This is a genomic window from Vannielia litorea, from assembly GCF_018424695.1.
Lineage (GTDB): Bacteria > Pseudomonadota > Alphaproteobacteria > Rhodobacterales > Rhodobacteraceae > Vannielia > Vannielia litorea_A.
This window is the reverse complement of sequence record NZ_QTNQ01000013.1, coordinates 28,417-44,922: the sequence shown is the minus strand read 5'-3', so window position 1 is coordinate 44,922 and position 16,506 is coordinate 28,417. Positions and strand designations below refer to the sequence as shown.

Here is a 16,506-nt window from a genome sequence, read left to right as displayed (position 1 = left end):
AGGGGTTGCCTAAGGGCGCGATGACGGCTTTCTTCACGTTGCGAGATGGCGACCCGGTGCTAAGCTGGTTTCGTTCTGCGGCATGATCGCCGCCTTGAGCGAGGAAGCCCGCCCATGGTCAAGCCGAGCTACGATCTGATCCGAACCTACCCTGCGGTGGCGGAATGGATGCCAATGGGCATCAATGCAGTGAAATCGGACACACGAGTTTTTGACGCCTATGTGCGCTTTTCCGGCCTGACTCCTGGCTTCGCGGCGAAATGCCTCTCACCGGGCTCGCTGCCGGAGGTGCGGCGCTATCCCAACGGGGTCTGGCCCGACGACGACAAGAAGGAATTCGGGTGGACATCGCCATTCATCCTGGAAGCCATTCATGTGAGCGAGCACGTCCTCCGGAAGGCAGAGCGCAAGCTCCAGCGCAACGGTGGAAAGAGCGCGACAGGCACGCTGGAACGCACGATCCTTCATGAAATGGTGCATTGGGCGCATGTGCGCTACGGCGCGCCGGACTGGTTGGCGAAAAAGGGCAAACGGTTCGAGGCGGGTTGGGCATTCGAGAAATGGGCATATGGCATTCCGGGCATCTGACTGCGGAACGCGCGGCGCAAGTTGAGCGTTGCCGCTGAAAGGAGCCCACATGTCTCAGAACACAGCCCTGAGCGTTACGCTCGTGGAAGCCCTGCTGACCCATCCCGATCTTGCCCGCCATCTCGCGGGCCTGAAGCGCCTGCGTGTCGCGGTGAACCCCGAGGCGGGCGTTGTCTCGGGCCACGGGAGTGCAGGTGGCACCGAACTGGTTGTCACAGGCCCTGTGGACGCCGAAACGGCGGAAGAGGCCTTTCACATCACGCGGGTTATCCCCCGGAGTGGCGGGCACCTGCGCCTTGATTTCACATATCCGCCCGCCAACCTGTCGGGCAGCGCCGAGATTGACGCAGAGGGCCGGCTTGTCGATGTGGAGGCATCGGAAAGCTGACGCGGCCCGCGCCCTTCAAGGCGGCGGCTTTGTTGCGGACCGGGCGGCAGGAAACAGCGCATGCGGCGACCCGCGGCCTCTTGCGCGCGTGGGATATTCGCAGATGTGCTAATCTGCTCAAGCCACCGCGTCAGATTTCTAAAAAGGCATTTTGCTATGAGAATCGGACCGAAGATAAAGGCGGATTTTCCGCGCGTGGACAGGCTGCTCGCATTCACCATCCCGCGGCAGGGCCAGAGGCAGAAGGTGGTTGAGATGTTCAGCGCACTTTCAGAACTTGATGAGATCCGCTCGGCGGCATGCTTTCGCGATGGCACTCTGCCCATCATCGACTGCAAGCCGATGGCGGATTATGGCGAGACCAACCGTGATGAGCCGGAAAGGGTGTGGATCGCCCGAGACCTTTGCGAAAAGCTACAGGCTCTCTCGCCGATGCATCGGGACAGCCTGCATCTTTCGGCCCTGATCGAGCAGACCGCCCTGCATGAGATGGTGCATTGGGCTGACCTCAAGAACAACGGCAGCTTTCATGGGCGCTCGGGGCCGGCGGATATCGGCGCCGAGTTTGAATATCGCGTTTTCGGGCGCGTGCTGCACGAACACCCCTGATGGCGCCCGGGCAGGCGGCGCTCCGGGCGCGCAGGCTAGGCGCGCACCGGAGGCCATTCCGCTATGACATTTGACTATCCGTAGGGGAAGGGGGCCGGCGTGAAGCCATAGCCCTCGCTGCGCTTCTCCACCCAGCCGATGCCCGGGAAGCCGATGTGCATGCCTGCCACCCGGGTGCCATCGGTGGCGACCTGGTCGAGCAGGGCGGCGCGGGTTGCAGCGGCCTGGGGCTGGTCGGTGTCAAACCCGATGGTGACCTCTGGCATGGCGAACTGGACCGGGGGCACATGCACGATATCGCCCCAGATCAGCAGCGCATCACCCTCGCTCTCCAGCATTACACCGGAGTGGCCCACGGTGTGGCCGGGCAGGTGCATCGCCGTCATCCCGTGGCCAAGATCGGCCCCGTCTTCGAAGGTTTCGACACGCTCGCCGAAGCCCGCCACAGCGTTTTCGGCGATGTCGAAGAAGCCCTGCGCCTCGGCCGGGGCCTGCTTGCGCACCTCCCCGCCGGTCCAGAAATCGAGATCGGCCGCATGCACCTTCAGCCCGGCCTTGGAGAAGGGGTTGCCCGCGTCGGTCAGCGCGCCGCCGACGTGATCGGGGTGCAGGTGGGTGGCCACAATGGTTTCGATGCTGGCGGGGTCGATCCCCAGCGCCGCCATGTTGGCGGCAAGCTGCCCCAGCCCCGGGCCCATGGCGGTGCCTGTGCCCGTGTCGATCAGCACCCGGGTGCCACCGGCCTCAACCAGATAGGCGTTCACCCCGGTCGGATGCGCCTCGCCGGGCAGGTGGGCGGCTTCGAGGAGAGAGGCAAACTCCTCCGGCGTGACCCCGATGAGCGCCTCGGGTGTGATCGGCAGGAAGCCATCGCTGAGGGCCGTCACGGTCGCGCCGCCGATCGGGAAGCTGCGGGCTGCGGCCACGCCCATGGGGCTGCCATCCTGTGCCATGACAGGCGAGAAGCGCAGCCCTGTGGTGGCCCCGAGGGCAGCGAAGGTGGAGGTGGCGAGAAATCTACGGCGATCCATGATGGGGCTCCCTCAGGTGTCAGATGACATCTGAGATAGGGCGAGCCCCGCAAGAGGCGAGCCGATGCGCAGGTTTTCGCGTTGGTTCAGCATGGCCGCGGGCGTTACGTGGTGCGTAAGGCCCGGGGCGAGAGGCGTGCTGGGCGAAACCGACAGTCGAGGTGCCCAACGACGCATCGAAAACGCAGGCCCCCGGTTTCGTCAAAACCACCCTCGCACCCCCTTGCACAAACCCGGCGGCTTCGTTTAAGAGACGCGGGCCGGAGAGGTGGCCGAGTGGTCGAAGGCGCACGCCTGGAAAGTGTGTAGGCGGGAAACCGTCTCCAGGGTTCGAATCCCTGTCTCTCCGCCACTTGCCCTCGCGAAAGCGTTCTCCCGATCCGGCTGCGGCCGGATTTTTCCGTTGTTTTCGAGGGTTATGCGGGAGGGGTTGAGCACTGGCCCCCGCGCCAGGAGGCCCGGAAGCGGTCTCTCAGGGCCGATATTCTCTGGACCTGTTGCCTGCGCCGATTTGGTGAATAGCTTGCAAGCTTCTGAAACTGTGAGGATTTCTAGAGTCTGAGGCTGAGCACTTCGATGCCAGGGGCGTTGGGCAGACGGGACCGGGATCGAAAACGTAAATGCCGATATCCTGCGTTCTGGGATGCATGCCAGCAGAGCGACGCTCGGACTGCGGCACAAATGCTATGTGCTCCAATCATCATGCGCCAAGGGCTCGGCGTTGAGCTCATCACGAACGATCCGCCAATTCGGAAGCATCCGGTCCAGAAGGGCCACGAACTGCTCTGTGTGGTTGCGCTCAAAGAAGTGCGCCAGCTCATGGACGATCACATATTCAAGACACTGCGGCGGCTTCTTGATCAGTTCGAGGTTCAACCAGACTCGACGTGCTTCGATATTGCAGGTGCCCCATTTGGTCTTCATCCGCTTGATGCCCCAGTTCGGCGTTGCGATACCGTATTCCACCGCGCAGCGCTCCATTAGGGGTCTCGCTCGCGCACGAAGCTCTCGCCGGTACCAATCGAGGAACACCCGTTCTCGAATGTCCAGATCGCTGTCATCGCGCACATGGAGATCGATTGTCTTGCTGTTGCGAACCCGAACCTGCCCTGATCTGGCCCCCTCGATCAGGTTCAGTCGATACCGTTGGCCTAGGAAGAAGTGGGTTTCCCCGGATACGTAGCGTCGCTCGGATTGGCGCGGCTGCGCCGCGAACTTGGCCTGCTGGCGCTTGATCCAGGCAAGGCGGGAGACAACAGCGAGCCGCACGGCCTCGTCACCCATCTCTAGCGGCGCTGCAACGCGGACACGTCCATTAGGCGGGTAGACACCGAGGTGCAAGTTCTTGATCGGCTTGCGAACCACCTCTACCTCTAAGCCTCCAACGGTCAGCTGGGCGGCATCAGTACTCATCCTGGTTCCACACCAGTTCAAAGATTACGTCGAGCTGCCCAGGGTCAGCGACGTGCTTCTTGATCGCGTTCCGAACCTCCTTTTCCTTGAACTTGTTGCCCCGCCACGAGTCCTTTTTGGTGAGGCGGATTTCTTCGTCGATCGCCAAAGCCAGGGCCTCGTCCCCATCGAGATTGTCGAAAAGCGCGCGCTTCGCCTTCGAATTCAGCTCGGCTGAATACGAGGCGGTCGTTTCGGCGCCCTGGGCCTTTTTCGTAAGCTCGACTATCTGAGCGAGATACTCCTGATAACTCAGCGCCTCGCGCTTGCGCTGCTCGATTAGGGCGTCCAGCAGTTCGGACATCTTCTCATAGTACTTCGGATTAATCGGCGTCTCGTCGATGATCAGCTTCCGGACGTTGTTCTCGATCGTCTCCGCCACGGCTTCTTTGCTCTGACGAATGCCCTGGGGCAAGGCGTTGACCGCATCCGCCCCCCTCTCAACTATAAGCTGGATCAGCGAAACATCGTCAAAGGCCGAGATCACTTCGCTTTCTTCGGCGCGGATATAGGTGTCGATCAGGTGCCGCATCGCCGGCTCGTACATCTTCAGATCGATATAGTCACCGCTCGACAGCTTCACCTCATTCCGCACCTTCTCGAAGTGATCGACATCCGCCTTGATACTGGCGACCTCGACCTCGGAGTAGCCGGCCTCGCTCATCTCGTTTGCCACATCGGCGTAGGCGCGCAACAACGAGGCCACCAGCCGATAGAGGGTTAGCCGCTTCGGCTCATTCTCCTTCAGCGCCTCCTTGTCGGCCGTGTCCTTTGCACAGAAGAAGCGCTGGTAGGCGAGGGTATCGCGAGGCGGCCCGACCGGTTCACAGAGAGCCCGGACAGCTTCCAAGGCCTCGTCCAGCCTCTCGCGCGCCTTTTCAAGCCGATCCGAAAGCAGGCCCGCTACATCCGCCTTGTCATAACCATCGAAAACCTCGGCCGTGTAGTCTTTGATCGAGGTCTCAAGGCTCTTGAACAGGTCCTTGTAGTCGATGATGTAGCCGTATTCCTTGTCGTCCCCGTCCAGCCGGTTCACCCGGCAGATCGCCTGGAACAGGCCGTGGTCCTGCATCTTCTTGTCGATGTAAAGATACGTGGCCGAGGGTGCGTCAAAGCCGGTCAGCAGCTTGTCCACGACGATCAGCAGTTTCATCTGCCCTGGCTCATCGATGAACTTCCGCTTCGCCTCCTTCTCGAATGCCTCGGGCTCCTTTCCCCCCAGCATCTTGTTGTAGATATCGTATTGTCCCAGGCGTTCCGTCAGCCCCTCGCCGCTTTCCTCGCCCTTTATGTCGTTCGGCGACGGTTTGTAGGAGGTGACGATCGCGCACTTGCCCGCCAGATCGGTCTTGTCGAACAGCTCAAAGAACTTGCACGCCTGATAGATGCTCGACGACACGAGCATGGCGTTGCCGCGGCCGCTTTGAAGCCGGTCCCGGGTCTCCATGTCCATCAGGATATCGGCCACGATCTTTTCCAGCAGCGACTGGCTGGACAGCACCTTCTGCAACGTGCCCCAGCGCTTTTTTAGCTGCGCCTTGGCCATATCGGTCAGGCCCTTGGTCTTGGCCTCGAACCATTTGTCGATCTTCGCCTGCGACGTGATGTTTTGATCGATATCCCGGGCCTCATAGCGCAGGTCCAAGACCACACCGTCCGACACTGCCTCGTCGAACTTGTAGGTATGGATATATGGGCCGAACACTTCGAGGCTGGTCTGCTTGTCGGCCTTCAGCAGCGGCGTGCCGGTGAAGCCAATGAACATCGCGCTGGGCAGAATCGCCTTCATCGCCTTGTGGAGATCGCCGCTTTGCGTGCGGTGGCACTCGTCAACGAAGACGAAGATGTCGCCCTTGGCCCGGAAATCCTTGGGCAGCGCGCTCTTCAAATCATCAACGTAGCCTTCGACATCCGCCTCGCTGTCCTCCTTGCCGCCGAACTTGTGGATCAGCGAGCACAGCAGCCATGGGTTCGTGTCGTTCAGTCGGGCGATCAGATCGGCGCCGGATTTCGTGCGTAGAATTTCCTCGTTAACCCCGTTGAAGACCTTCTCGATCTGCTCGTCCAACTCAGTGCGATCGGTGATCACCACCACCCGGCTGTCAGGCACGTTCTCGCGTATCCATTTGGCCAGCCATACCATCGTCAAGCTCTTGCCCGACCCTTGCGTGTGCCAGATGATCCCGCCTTCGCGTCGGCCGATGTGGTCCTGCGCGGCGCGCACACCGAAATACTGGTTATGGCGGCAGGTCTTTTTCACGCCGGCGTCGAACACCATAAAATCGTGGATCAGTTCAAGGAACCGCGGCTTGGCACACATCTGGACCAGCGCGCGGTCCAGGGGGTTTTCCGGCCCGCCTTCTTCTTTCCATGTCAGCCAGTACTTCTCGGGCGTCTCGATGACGCCATAGCGCAGCCCCTCGGTGTCGTTGCCCGCCATGATCAGCTGCATGGTGGTGAAGAACGGCTGGATGAATACCGGTTTCTGGTTGTCGAGGCTCTGCCGGATGCCTTGGGACACCGATACGGTCGAGCGCTTCAGTTCCAGCACGCCCAGCGCGATCCCGTTGACATAAATCACCACGTCCGGGCGCTTGCCGAAGGATTTGTCGCCCGCGGGCTTCACCGCGACCTCTTCGGCGATGGCGAAATGGTTGGCCTCAGGCTTCGCCCAATCGATCAGCCAGACGGTGCGGGTCTGGTCGCCCACATCGGCCTTCACCTTCACCCCATATCGCAGCAGGTCATAGACCGCGCGGTTGGTGTCGTAGAGGCTGCGGGACTGGTCGCTGGCCACCTTCGTCAGCTGCTGGATCGCGCGGGTGATCAGTTCGGGGGGATAACCCTGCCTTTCCAGGAAGGGGCGCAGATACTCGTCCTCAATGTTGCGGTTCGGGCGACCGATCTTTTCGGCGCGATCGATCCAGTTGCCCAGGTACTCATAGTCCAACGCGTTCCGTAACAGGTCGACGACGCGCTTCTGAGTTCTTCTCTCGATCTGGCCAACGGTGCTCATCGTGAACTATGCCTCAACAAATACGCGGCGCGGGGCCCAGATCCAGCCTTCCGAGTGCGGTATGTCATCGGTCGGCGGTTCAAGGCGCTCGCGGTTCAGATGGAAGTCTCGGGCGATGCGGGCGCAGACATCGGCGTCGTGAATGTCTGCCTCGCGACCGGTTTTCGGCATCGGTTCAGTATGAACCTGCGGCCCGAGGCGGGCGCGGCAGAGCGACGGATAGGTTTCGATCACGGTCAGATGCGCGCCATCTGTCCAGACGCCGGTCGACAGGCGTTGTGGGGCAAAACGGGCGACCACGTGCATCGCCTTCGTCGCCTGGCTGCCGATCATGTCCTTGATCGCCGACAGCGGCGTGACCCCTTCGGCCACCAGGCGCCGTTCGGTGTGGCGGAAAAGATAGGGGTTCGCTGCCGACCTACCGATCTGATCGACCGGGGTGCCGCCCGCGATCATGCGGGCGAAGGCCTCTGGGAAACCGAGTGGCGCGTCAATGGCGAGCGTGGCGTGCCAGGACTGGTCGGGCTTGCCCAGCTTGCAGAGCGCGAGCAGCGCGGCGAGGAAGTCCGCGGGCGTGGTTGCGCTGTTGATCGTCGCGCGCAGATTGCCGCGCCAAGGTTGACCAAGGATCTGATCCGCGTGATCCAGCACAACCAGCGCGTCGCGGCTGTTCGGATTCTTGTCACAGTTCCAGCCACCGACATCCCAGCCGATGAACAGGCGCTCGTGATGGTCGCTATTCACCATTCAGCGCCTCACGAATTCATCAAGTCGACCGCGGCAACGATCTTGGAGATCTGAAGCGATGCCGATGTCCTCTCGGGGCCGACTGCGAAAATGAAATCAGCCGGATAGTTCTTCGGCAACCAGTCGAGTTCTTCGTTTTCCGCAAGCTCGACGTCGATCCATCGCCCATCGTCTGAAAGCGCCGTAATCCGCTTGATTACGACCATCTGTCCGGCCGCTGTCAGCAGCCCGAAGGTCCAATGATCGGACATCATTCTGGATGTGTACCAGGCTGGCAGAACCTCAGCGGACGCGCCCGCGTCGGTGAGCATGGCGATCTTCTTCCGCGTGTTCTGCCACTCCCGCCAAGAGAAGTAGGCGGCCGCCCAGCCGGAGAGACCTCCGAAGACAACCAGCGCGTCGACGACCCACCCGAAGCTCATACCAGCCGGACCTTACCGGTCAGCAGGTTTTGCATCATGCCCTGCTTGATGGTGCGGGCTTTTTCGGCCTCGGCGTCCAGCGCAGCGAGTTCTGCGTCCATGTCGGAGAGGATTTCAGCAATGGCTGCTTGCTCCTCAGTATCGTTGGGATGTTGAACCTCCAAGTTGGCCAGGCTGCTCTTCTGAACGTTTGGCAACCCAGACCCAACACGCAGCCCCATTATGTCCGCCTGCCGAAGTTTCAACTCAAAATATAGCCACTTCTTTCCAACGCCGATTGGCCTCAAGGCATAGCAGTGACCACCACACCAAAACGGGGTGCTGATAAAATGGACGAAGCCGCAAGAGTTTCCGCCTTCGCTGATTGCAACAGTTTCCGCCGGCGTGTTGGGTAGGTCTGTGTATCCAGAGGGCGTCGTGCCACCATTGTAGTGGGGGACGGCACCGCCCTCCCGCAGTTGGCTGCTGTGCATCTGCACACCCTTGGAGATACTAGCGATTTCCCCAAGCCGCTTCACGCCCCAGCCGCCTGAGAAGCCCGGTAGTCGGGATTTTCCTGTGAGGAGCTGTTGCATGGCGGCCTGCTTGAGGTCGCGCTTCTTGGCGATCAGCGTTTCCAACGCCGCAATCCGCGCATCCGCATCCGAGAGCGCCTCGGCTATAGCACGCTGCTCTGCCAATGTGGGCGGGACAGGGACCTTGAGAAAGCGAATATCATCAACTTTAGCGTGACCAACGGTCGATCCGCCGATCTTGACACGGAGATTTTTCTGAACCTGCTCGGAGAGCAATGCACAAAGAAGATAATCTGAAACTGTTTTGCGCGGATCTGGACGATACATCATCATCCTTTGGCCGAGACAAAGCTTCAGGCCTTTTGGCACCAAACAGACTTCGCCGAGCGGTGCCTCACGAGTTATGAGCACATCGCCAAATTTTGGGACGGCCCGGGCAGTCCAAGTCTCAAATGACGCTGCGTCTGTGAAACGCAGATCGTCGTAGACGAATACGCCGTTTTTGACATTTGGTGTGCGCGCTACGGCGTACTCCCCACCCTCAACCACTGGCGGAGTTCTATTCTTACAGTCCACAACGAGTTCACAAATCTCTTCAGCCGGAAGCAAATCCCAATCCTCTGGGATCATGCCGATCTCTGTCTGTTTGAAACCCGAGCTGACCTTCTCCTGCATCGTCACGCGGCGAACCCCATCCGTTTCAGGTGTTCGGCCACCTTTGCGCCCATCGCCTGCGCGCGATCCTCCAGCACCGGCAACGGCGCGGCATAGCGTTCGGTCAGAAGCTTCACCCGCCCGGCCAGCGCCTGGCTGACGCGATCGACCTCGGCCGCCACATCGCCCTGCATCCGCGCCAGCCACTTGTCCTCGACGATCAGTGCCTTCACCTGATCCTCGGTCAGCTTGGCGTAGTGCCTGACCGTGGCCTGATCCAGCGCCGCCTGCGCCTCCTTCACCGCTTTGGCCGCGGACGCCTCGGCCTCGATCAGCCGCAGCGCCTGCTCGAGCATGGCCATCTCCTCGGCCGCATCGCGGTCGTGGCGGATGTCCTTGATCCGGTCCTTCACCGATTTCGCGGTCAGTTTGCCCTTTTCGGTCTTGGCATCGGCCAGCAGCCCATCCTCGCCGCCCTGCTCCTCGTCCAGTTCCTCGATCGCGCGGGCTGCTTCCTCGGCCTTGGCTTCCAGTGCCTCCAAAGCGGCCTTTTCGGCCGCGAAGAACCGGGCCACGATCAGCGCGGGCGGGATCAGTTCGGCCTTAAGCTTCCGCCGGCCCAGCGTGATGTCGGGCGTCTCGGTGAACTTGCCCTCGGCGTTCTTGACCAGTTCGCGGATCACACGCCCGGCCTTCCAGGCATCCTGCACGAGGATATAGACATCGTCCTGCATGACCTCAGACCAGTAGGTCATGAGATGCTGATACACGTCATAGCCATCGATCAGCGGCACGGGCTTGAAGCGGTCCAGCAGATCCTCGGAGATCACGTGGATCAAGTCCTTCGGCTTGTCGCCGATTGCGATACGCCGCAGCCGGTCGATATGCGCCGCGCGCCAGGCGTCTAACACCGCAGTGACGGTATCGGCATAGGCGGCGAACTCGGCATGGTTCAGGATGGCGGGCTTGACCTCAGCCGCCTCGACCATCGGGGTCAGGTATCCGGGCCGTTCGCCAGGCGCGAAGATGTCGTGGCGCACGGCGGGCACGACCTGCCAGAAGTCCTCCAGCGCATCGACATCGCGCACCGGGATGCCGCCCTTCAGATGCGCCTCGATATCCTGAAGGTCCTCGGGTTCCGAGGCATCGATGTAGCGGGGGATGTTGAGATTGAGGTCGTTCTTCTCGATTTCAGCCAGCGGGACCATCCGCGAGTATTTGTCGATCTGCGTCTGCTTGGTAAAGGCGTCGACGATCTTGTGGATGTCCTGGCTGCGCAGGCGGTTCTTGTTGCCGTCCTTCACGAAGCCCTTGGAGGCGTCGATCATGAAGATGCCGGTGCGGGCCTGGGCGTGTTCCTTGTCCAGCACGACGATGCAGGCAGGGATGCCGGTGCCGTAGAACAGGTTCGCCGGCAGGCCGATGATGCCCTTGATATAGCCGCGCTTGACGATCCAGCGGCGCAGCGTGGACTCGGCGTTGCCGCGGAACAGAACACCGTGGGGCAGAATGACAGCACCCTTGCCCGTCGATTTCAGCGAGGCAATCACGTGGAGCAGATAGGCGAAATCGCCATTCTTCTCGGGCGGGCGCTCGCCTTCGACCGTGAAGCGGGAGGTCAGGTTGGTCTTGCCCTCATCGAACACGCCGGTCGACCATGCCTTGTCCGAGAAGGGCGGATTGGCGACCACGTAGTCGAAGGTCTTCAGGCTGCCGTCCGCATTCAGGAAGTGTGGGGATGAAAGCGTGTTGCCCTTCCAGATTTCCGCGGTCGGACAATCGTGCAGGACCATGTTCATCTTCGCGAGCGCGCGGGTGGCGACGTCCTTTTCTTGGCCATAGATGGTAAGATCATAGGGCGCCTCGTCATGCGCCTTCAAAAGCAGTGAGCCGGAACCGCAAGTGGGATCGTAGATAGTCTGGTCGGCGCTGCGCGCGGCACCGATCCCGATCACCTCGGCCATGATCCGCGACACCTCGGACGGGGTGTAGAACTGCCCCTTGCTCTTGCCCGACTCGGTGGCGAAATGGCGCATCAGGTATTCGTAGGCATCGCCCAGAATATCGTCGCCATCGGCGCGGTTCTTGCGAAAATCCAGCTCCGGGCGATTGAAGATCGCGACAAGGTTTGAGAGGCGATCAACCATCTCTTTGCCGGTGCCGAGCTTCTCCGGGTCGTTGAAGTCGGCAACGTCGATCACGCCCTTGAGGTCGTTCGCCTCGGCCAGGTTGGCGATGATGATGTTGATCTTCTCGCCGATGTCCTTATTGCCGCGCAGCGCGACCATGTCCGCAAAACTGCCGCCTTCGGGGATTTCGATCAGCCCATCCGGGTCGCCGGAATACTTGTCGGAGACGTACTTTACGAAGAGCAATACAAGGACATAATCCTTGTATTGCGAGGCATCCATTCCGCCCCGAAGCGCATCGCAGCTCGCCCAGAGAGAACTGTAAATTTCCGACTTTTTGACTGCCACGTGGTCCTCGTTCTATTCGTTGATGCGATCCGTAGTCTGTGGGGCATTCCGACCTGCCTCGATAGTCTTCAATCGCTCGTATTCTTCTATCGCCATCACTACGACGACTTGCCGCCCATGCTTGGCCACGGCCACCGGTTCAGCTCGGGCGAGATCAATCAGCCGGCCAAAGCCGTACTTCGCGTCTTTCGCGCTCAGGGTCTGCATCTCACTCCCCGCCCTTGGCCTTGTGTATTTTTGGCCAATTTGGCCCAATGAAGCAATAGGAGTTGCTGCCCGGGATGTCGGAAGTCAGGAGGTCAGGTGTGACGGAAGGCGCTTGTCTGTTCGCTCCAGCTGGGCGGAAGCGGCTCGAGACATTGCGACAGCGTCACCTCCGGGCCCTGCTTCCCGTCCAGGATCGCCTCGACGATGTCGGGCGCGAGCAGCGTGAGCCGCAGAACGCGGGTCATGTAGGACGGCGCCATGCACTCCCGCTCGGCCAGTTCGGCGATGGTGGCGTACTCACCAGACTCCAGCATCCGCTTCCAACGGAACGCGCGGGCCAGCGCCTTGACCAGCGTGTTGTCCGTCCGCCGCGGTTGCGTGGCGCGCTCGGGCAACCGCATCTCCTTCCTCCCGCCGCGCTTCACGATGCGGAACGGCACGTGGAGCGTCAGAGTGTCCGGTATTGGTGCCCCGCGGGTCATGCTGCCGCCTCGATGCCACCGGCCAGCATCTCGCGGGCGAGGCCGCCGAGCCCGTCGACGCGAACCCGGACGTTCAGCCCGTCCGTGCCGATGTCAACGCGATCGACTAGCAGCGCCACGATGCGCGCCTGTTCGACGGGGAACAGCTCGTCCCACAGCGGGTCGAGCTGCTGCAAGGCCGCGCGTGCGTCGGCCTCGGAGATGTCTTCGGCGTAGGCACGCGCCGCCTTCCAGGTTCCCGCAACAATCTCCGGCTGGCGGAACACGGCGCGGAGCTGCTCTATGACGGCGCCCTCGATCTCGCCCGCAGGCACGCGGCCGACCGGACACGAACCAGCACCGTGCTTCAGCACGGTCTGACTGACATAGTAGCGGTACAGCCTGTCGCCCTTGCGCGTATGCGTCGGTGAGAACGCAGCGCCATCGGGCCCGAACAGCAGCCCCTTCAGCAGCGCGGGCGTGTCGGCGCGGGTGCGCGCGGCGCGCTTGCGCGGGCTCTCCTGCAGGATCGCATGGACACGGTCCCACGTCTCGCGGTCGATGATCGCGTCGTGCTCGCCGGGGTAGCTGTCGCCCTTGTGGACCGCCTCGCCGATGTAGGCGCGGTTGTTCAGCAGCCGGTAGAGGTACTTCTTGTCGATGCGGTTGCCGCGGGGCGTGCGAATGCCGCGTTTCGCCACCTCCCGCGCCAGCTCTGTCCCCGACCCGATCTCCAGGAAGCGGGCGAAGATCCAGCGCACATGCGCAGCGGTTTCTTCGTCGACCACCAGCTTCCGGTTCTCGACCCGGTAGCCGTAGGGCGGCACACCACCCATCCACATGCCCTTCTTGCGAGAGGCCGCGAACTTGTCCCGGATGCGCTCGGCGGTCACCTCCCGCTCGAACTGCGCGAAGCTGAGCAGGATGTTCAGCGTCAGCCTGCCCATGGACGTGGTGGTGTTGAACGACTGCGTGACGGACACGAACGTCACCCCGTTGCGGTCGAAGACCTCGACCAGCTTGGCGAAGTCGGCGAGCGACCGGCTGAGGCGGTCGATCTTGTAGACCACCACCACGTCGACCAGCCCGTCCTCGATGTCCGCCACGAGCTGCTGCAGGGCAGGGCGCTCCAGCGTTCCGCCTGAGACACCACCGTCGTCATACTGATCGCGGACCAGCACCCAGCCCTCGGAGCGCTGACTTGCGATGAAGGCCTCGCAGGCCTCACGTTGTGCGTGAAGGCTGTTGAACTCCTGCTCCAGCCCTTCCTCGGAGGATTTCCGGGTGTAGACCGCACAGCGGAGCTTCCGGGTGATTTTCTCTGTCATGCGCCCCTCCGATGGTTCTTGAGCCCAAAGAACACCCAGCCGTTCCAGCGGGTGCCGGTAATGGCCCGCGCGATGGCGGACAACGACTTGTATGGCCGACCGTGCCACTCGAAGCCGTCGGCGGTGACGGTCACGACTTGCTCGACACCCTGCCACTCGCGCAGGAGCCGCGTGCCCGTGATCGGGCGGCCACGGTCGGCACGCAGCTTGCTGTTCTTGCGATCACCTCCGTCCAGCTCCTCACCGAGCCTTTCCAGCCTACGGGCGGTCTCGGGTTTCAGCCCGCCATAGGCCAGTTCCTGGATGCGGTAGGCGAGGCGACTCTCCAGATAGCGGCGGTTGAAGGGTGGCGGTTCGCTGTCGAAGAGCTCACGCCACTGGGTCTTCAGCTCGGGCGTCGGGGTGGTCTTAAGCGCGGCCAGGCGCGCGGGGATGGGATCATGCGTGGTCATGCGGTCTCCTTTTGCGTTGGAGTTGCATGAGCGCTCTGGTCGGGCGGGTTGTGTAGGGAAAATTCTCCAGCCTTGGCAGATAGTTGGTCGCTCACACGCAGGTGAATACGAACCAGCCCGAGGGCCAGCAGCCGGCAGAGTTCGGCGCGGCGTTCGGCAGGGGTCATCATGTCTGGGGGGAGAGCGTTCGGACCGATCACAACTAGTCTACGCTGCGGCGCGATGTTTCAGCCATCGAAACATCGCTCAACGCGTAGCGGACGCCGCCGCCAATCGTGCGGTGGAACGGAAGTTTCCCTGCAGCGCGCCAACGCTGCAACGTCCGCCGATCGACTTTCCAGCGATCAGCAAGCTCTTTTTCTGTCAAAAATTTGTCTTCGGATGGCGACAAGCGACGCATCATACTTTCCTTGATAGCGGTTGATGCTTTGATTGTGCACTCCGCTCCGGAGACGTTGGCGGCAAATGTCCCCATTTTTTGCCTGGCGTGACGCCTTTTCGGTTTGCGCCGATCAACAGCTGTCAAGCATCCACAAAGGGCTCGGTCGAATGGCGTGCCGGACAGACCCTAGAAGGTGGGCGAGCTTTAGTCATCGCCGACCTTCTTTACTTAGGTGCTACGCTACGGCGTCTCGGCTAGACGCCCGAATATGCTTTGGAACCCATCGGCATCACGAACTTTGGTTGGTTGGCCTCGTGGCGCGAGCCCACAGCTTCCGGTTCGCCTCCATAGAGGTACCGAATCCCCGATCGCTAGCGATCTTCGCGGCTGAGCGAATTGATTTCCCGTCGTGTTGTAGTCTCCTCATCTCACTCAGGATTTGGGCATTGCCGCTCAGCCATGGCCGATCCCTTGGCATGTCCACCTTCACTTGCCTTATCAAGAATGGTTTTGCCTCTAGTGACATTGGGTAGGTGTCTGCGACTGCTAAACTGCCCCAGCAGGTACCCAAGCCTAACCAATGCATCTCGTTCATTGCGGCCGGACAATGAGTCCAAGGCCGCAATCTTTGATGCGATCTTCGCCTGGAAATGCATATCGGAGAGTGGCTCGACGACCCGCATGATGAATGCCCATCCATCGGTCAAACTTTCACCAGGGCGACATGAATCCTGCCTCTCCTCAATGGACATGCACGGCCAATCATCGGGCACAGGGCGCCAGCAATCGCCATCCGTGATTACTTGGGAAAACGGATCCGGATATCCCTTTGACCTAAGGTATGCCGTCAGCTCGCATCGCAGTTTCGTCAAGAGATCGATCTGGTCGGAGTGCTGCTTTGAAGCTTTTTCTTTCAGAATGCTAAAAAGATGGTCATCGGTGTTTTCCTCTGCCTCCAGATCCTGGGACGAAAGCGATTGGCCCGCTTTGGCGCGCCGCAGGAGTTGATACAATTTCTCTCGGTCCTCTTCAGTCAGCCTTGGGTTGTAAGAAACCGAGGACTTCCGATGCTCATGCATAGCGTCGCGGGTCACCTCCTCCGCGGGATGTGCTCCACCCTTCTTGTGGGGCGCTCTAGGCATAAATTCAGTATCTCCGGCTGGATCAGTGCACCTGATGGCGGCATGTGTCGCATGATGTCAGTCTATTGGGGCCGCCTTTTGCGTGTCACTCTTTATGTGCGCGACTCGCGCCCGGTTTATGCACATCGCTCGCCGGCCAGGACTTTTGGTCCCAAAAAGACGATGTGCCACGGTTGGCCACCTTCCCGTGCCAAAGGTGGAGAGCTCCGGGGATATCACCCGGCCCGGCAGGTGACGACGTCTTCTGGTCCCTGCCAGATACGCGACAACAAGACCCACCGGCGGGTGAAGCTGTAATCAGGCAGCGTGACTGTTCGGGGACCTGAGCCAAGGACGGTGAGGGGTCGGGAGCAAAGCCCGAGGGGAAGCGGATGGCCACCGAGAACAGGCATCGCGTGGATACGGAGCTGCAGCGAAGACCCTTCCTACACTTGGGGGGAAGGAGCGGGTGCCGGCTAAGCCTTATATTGCGACAATCCGAGACAGTGAACGACCTCCGGTCCTAACCATCGACCGAGGCAGTCAATTGTACAGATACGTGTTCGAGCAAGATGTCGCCTATTTTCGTAAAATGACGTAATATCAATACTTTGCGGTGTTCGCTATGCTGTCCAGCATGGGGGAGGGGGGTGTGT

At 61.1% G+C, this 16,506-nt stretch carries 16 protein-coding genes and 1 tRNA gene; 4 read left to right on the top strand and 13 right to left on the bottom strand.

The window, feature by feature from the left end; genetic code table 11:
- The first annotated feature begins 114 nt into the window (after positions 1-114).
- From DYI42_RS06985 to DYI42_RS06975, 3 genes are all read left to right on the top strand, one after another.
- Positions 115-588, top strand: a complete 474-nt coding sequence (locus tag DYI42_RS06985; protein ID WP_213545215.1) for a hypothetical protein — start codon at positions 115-117, stop codon at positions 586-588.
- A 49-nt stretch (positions 589-637) separates the two neighbouring features.
- Entirely contained in the window at positions 638-976 is a 339-nt protein-coding gene (locus DYI42_RS06980; protein WP_213545214.1) for a hypothetical protein, read from the top strand.
- A 156-nt stretch (positions 977-1,132) separates the two neighbouring features.
- Entirely contained in the window at positions 1,133-1,585 is a 453-nt protein-coding gene (locus DYI42_RS06975) for a hypothetical protein (protein WP_213545213.1), read from the top strand.
- A 74-nt stretch (positions 1,586-1,659) separates the two neighbouring features.
- On the opposite strand, the gene DYI42_RS06970 is transcribed toward DYI42_RS06975, so the two are convergent.
- The gene (locus DYI42_RS06970) at positions 1,660-2,616 is read right to left on the bottom strand and encodes an MBL fold metallo-hydrolase (RefSeq protein WP_213545212.1); all 957 of its coding nucleotides are present in this window, start codon (positions 2,614-2,616) and stop codon (positions 1,660-1,662) included.
- A gap of 262 nt (positions 2,617-2,878) precedes the next feature.
- Between DYI42_RS06970 and DYI42_RS06965 the strand changes: the two genes are divergently transcribed.
- A tRNA-Ser gene (locus tag DYI42_RS06965) sits at positions 2,879-2,968 on the top strand.
- Between the two features lie 332 nt (positions 2,969-3,300).
- Here the strand turns inward: DYI42_RS06965 and DYI42_RS06960 are convergent.
- The 12 genes from DYI42_RS06960 to DYI42_RS06905 form a co-directional block, all read right to left on the bottom strand.
- The gene (locus DYI42_RS06960) at positions 3,301-4,029 is read right to left on the bottom strand and encodes a M48 family metallopeptidase (protein ID WP_213545211.1); all 729 of its coding nucleotides are present in this window, start codon (positions 4,027-4,029) and stop codon (positions 3,301-3,303) included.
- The gene (locus DYI42_RS06955; RefSeq protein ID WP_213545210.1) at positions 4,019-7,084 is read right to left on the bottom strand and encodes a type I restriction endonuclease subunit R; all 3,066 of its coding nucleotides are present in this window, start codon (positions 7,082-7,084) and stop codon (positions 4,019-4,021) included. The genes DYI42_RS06960 and DYI42_RS06955 overlap by 11 nt, the downstream gene beginning before the upstream one ends.
- A 6-nt stretch (positions 7,085-7,090) precedes the next feature.
- Positions 7,091-7,831, bottom strand: coding sequence for a hypothetical protein (locus DYI42_RS06950; RefSeq protein WP_213545209.1), 741 nt, complete (start codon positions 7,829-7,831; stop codon positions 7,091-7,093).
- 8 nt (positions 7,832-7,839) lie between these two features.
- Positions 7,840-8,253 carry a hypothetical protein gene (locus tag DYI42_RS06945; protein WP_213545208.1) on the bottom strand — a complete coding sequence of 138 codons (414 nt, stop codon included), beginning with the start codon at positions 8,251-8,253 and terminating at the stop codon, positions 7,840-7,842.
- Positions 8,250-9,443, bottom strand: a complete 1,194-nt coding sequence (locus tag DYI42_RS06940) for a restriction endonuclease subunit S (protein ID WP_213545207.1) — start codon at positions 9,441-9,443, stop codon at positions 8,250-8,252. The genes DYI42_RS06945 and DYI42_RS06940 overlap by 4 nt, the downstream gene beginning before the upstream one ends.
- Positions 9,444-9,445: 2 nt before the next feature.
- Positions 9,446-11,899 (bottom strand): N-6 DNA methylase, encoded by a 2,454-nt coding sequence (locus tag DYI42_RS06935; protein ID WP_213545206.1) that lies wholly within the window; start codon positions 11,897-11,899, stop codon positions 9,446-9,448.
- 12 nt (positions 11,900-11,911) lie between these two features.
- On the bottom strand, positions 11,912-12,106 hold the full coding sequence (locus tag DYI42_RS06930) for a type II toxin-antitoxin system Phd/YefM family antitoxin (protein ID WP_213545205.1): 195 nt from the start codon (positions 12,104-12,106) through the stop codon (positions 11,912-11,914).
- A gap of 92 nt (positions 12,107-12,198) precedes the next feature.
- Positions 12,199-12,507 carry a hypothetical protein gene (locus tag DYI42_RS06925; protein WP_440870628.1) on the bottom strand — a complete coding sequence of 103 codons (309 nt, stop codon included), beginning with the start codon at positions 12,505-12,507 and terminating at the stop codon, positions 12,199-12,201.
- A 77-nt stretch (positions 12,508-12,584) separates the two neighbouring features.
- Positions 12,585-13,895: a recombinase family protein gene (locus DYI42_RS06920; protein WP_213545203.1), complete on the bottom strand. Its 1,311-nt coding sequence runs from the start codon at positions 13,893-13,895 to the stop codon at positions 12,585-12,587.
- Complete coding sequence (locus DYI42_RS06915) at positions 13,892-14,347, bottom strand: DUF2924 domain-containing protein (protein WP_213545202.1); 456 nt, start codon at positions 14,345-14,347, stop codon at positions 13,892-13,894. Before DYI42_RS06915 ends, DYI42_RS06920 begins: the two co-directional genes overlap by 4 nt.
- A 202-nt stretch (positions 14,348-14,549) precedes the next feature.
- Positions 14,550-14,873, bottom strand: a complete 324-nt coding sequence (locus tag DYI42_RS24205) for a helix-turn-helix domain-containing protein (RefSeq protein ID WP_244867656.1) — start codon at positions 14,871-14,873, stop codon at positions 14,550-14,552.
- Between the two features lie 284 nt (positions 14,874-15,157).
- On the bottom strand, positions 15,158-15,823 hold the full coding sequence (locus tag DYI42_RS06905; RefSeq protein WP_213545201.1) for a hypothetical protein: 666 nt from the start codon (positions 15,821-15,823) through the stop codon (positions 15,158-15,160).
- Between the last annotated feature and the right edge of the window lie 683 nt (positions 15,824-16,506).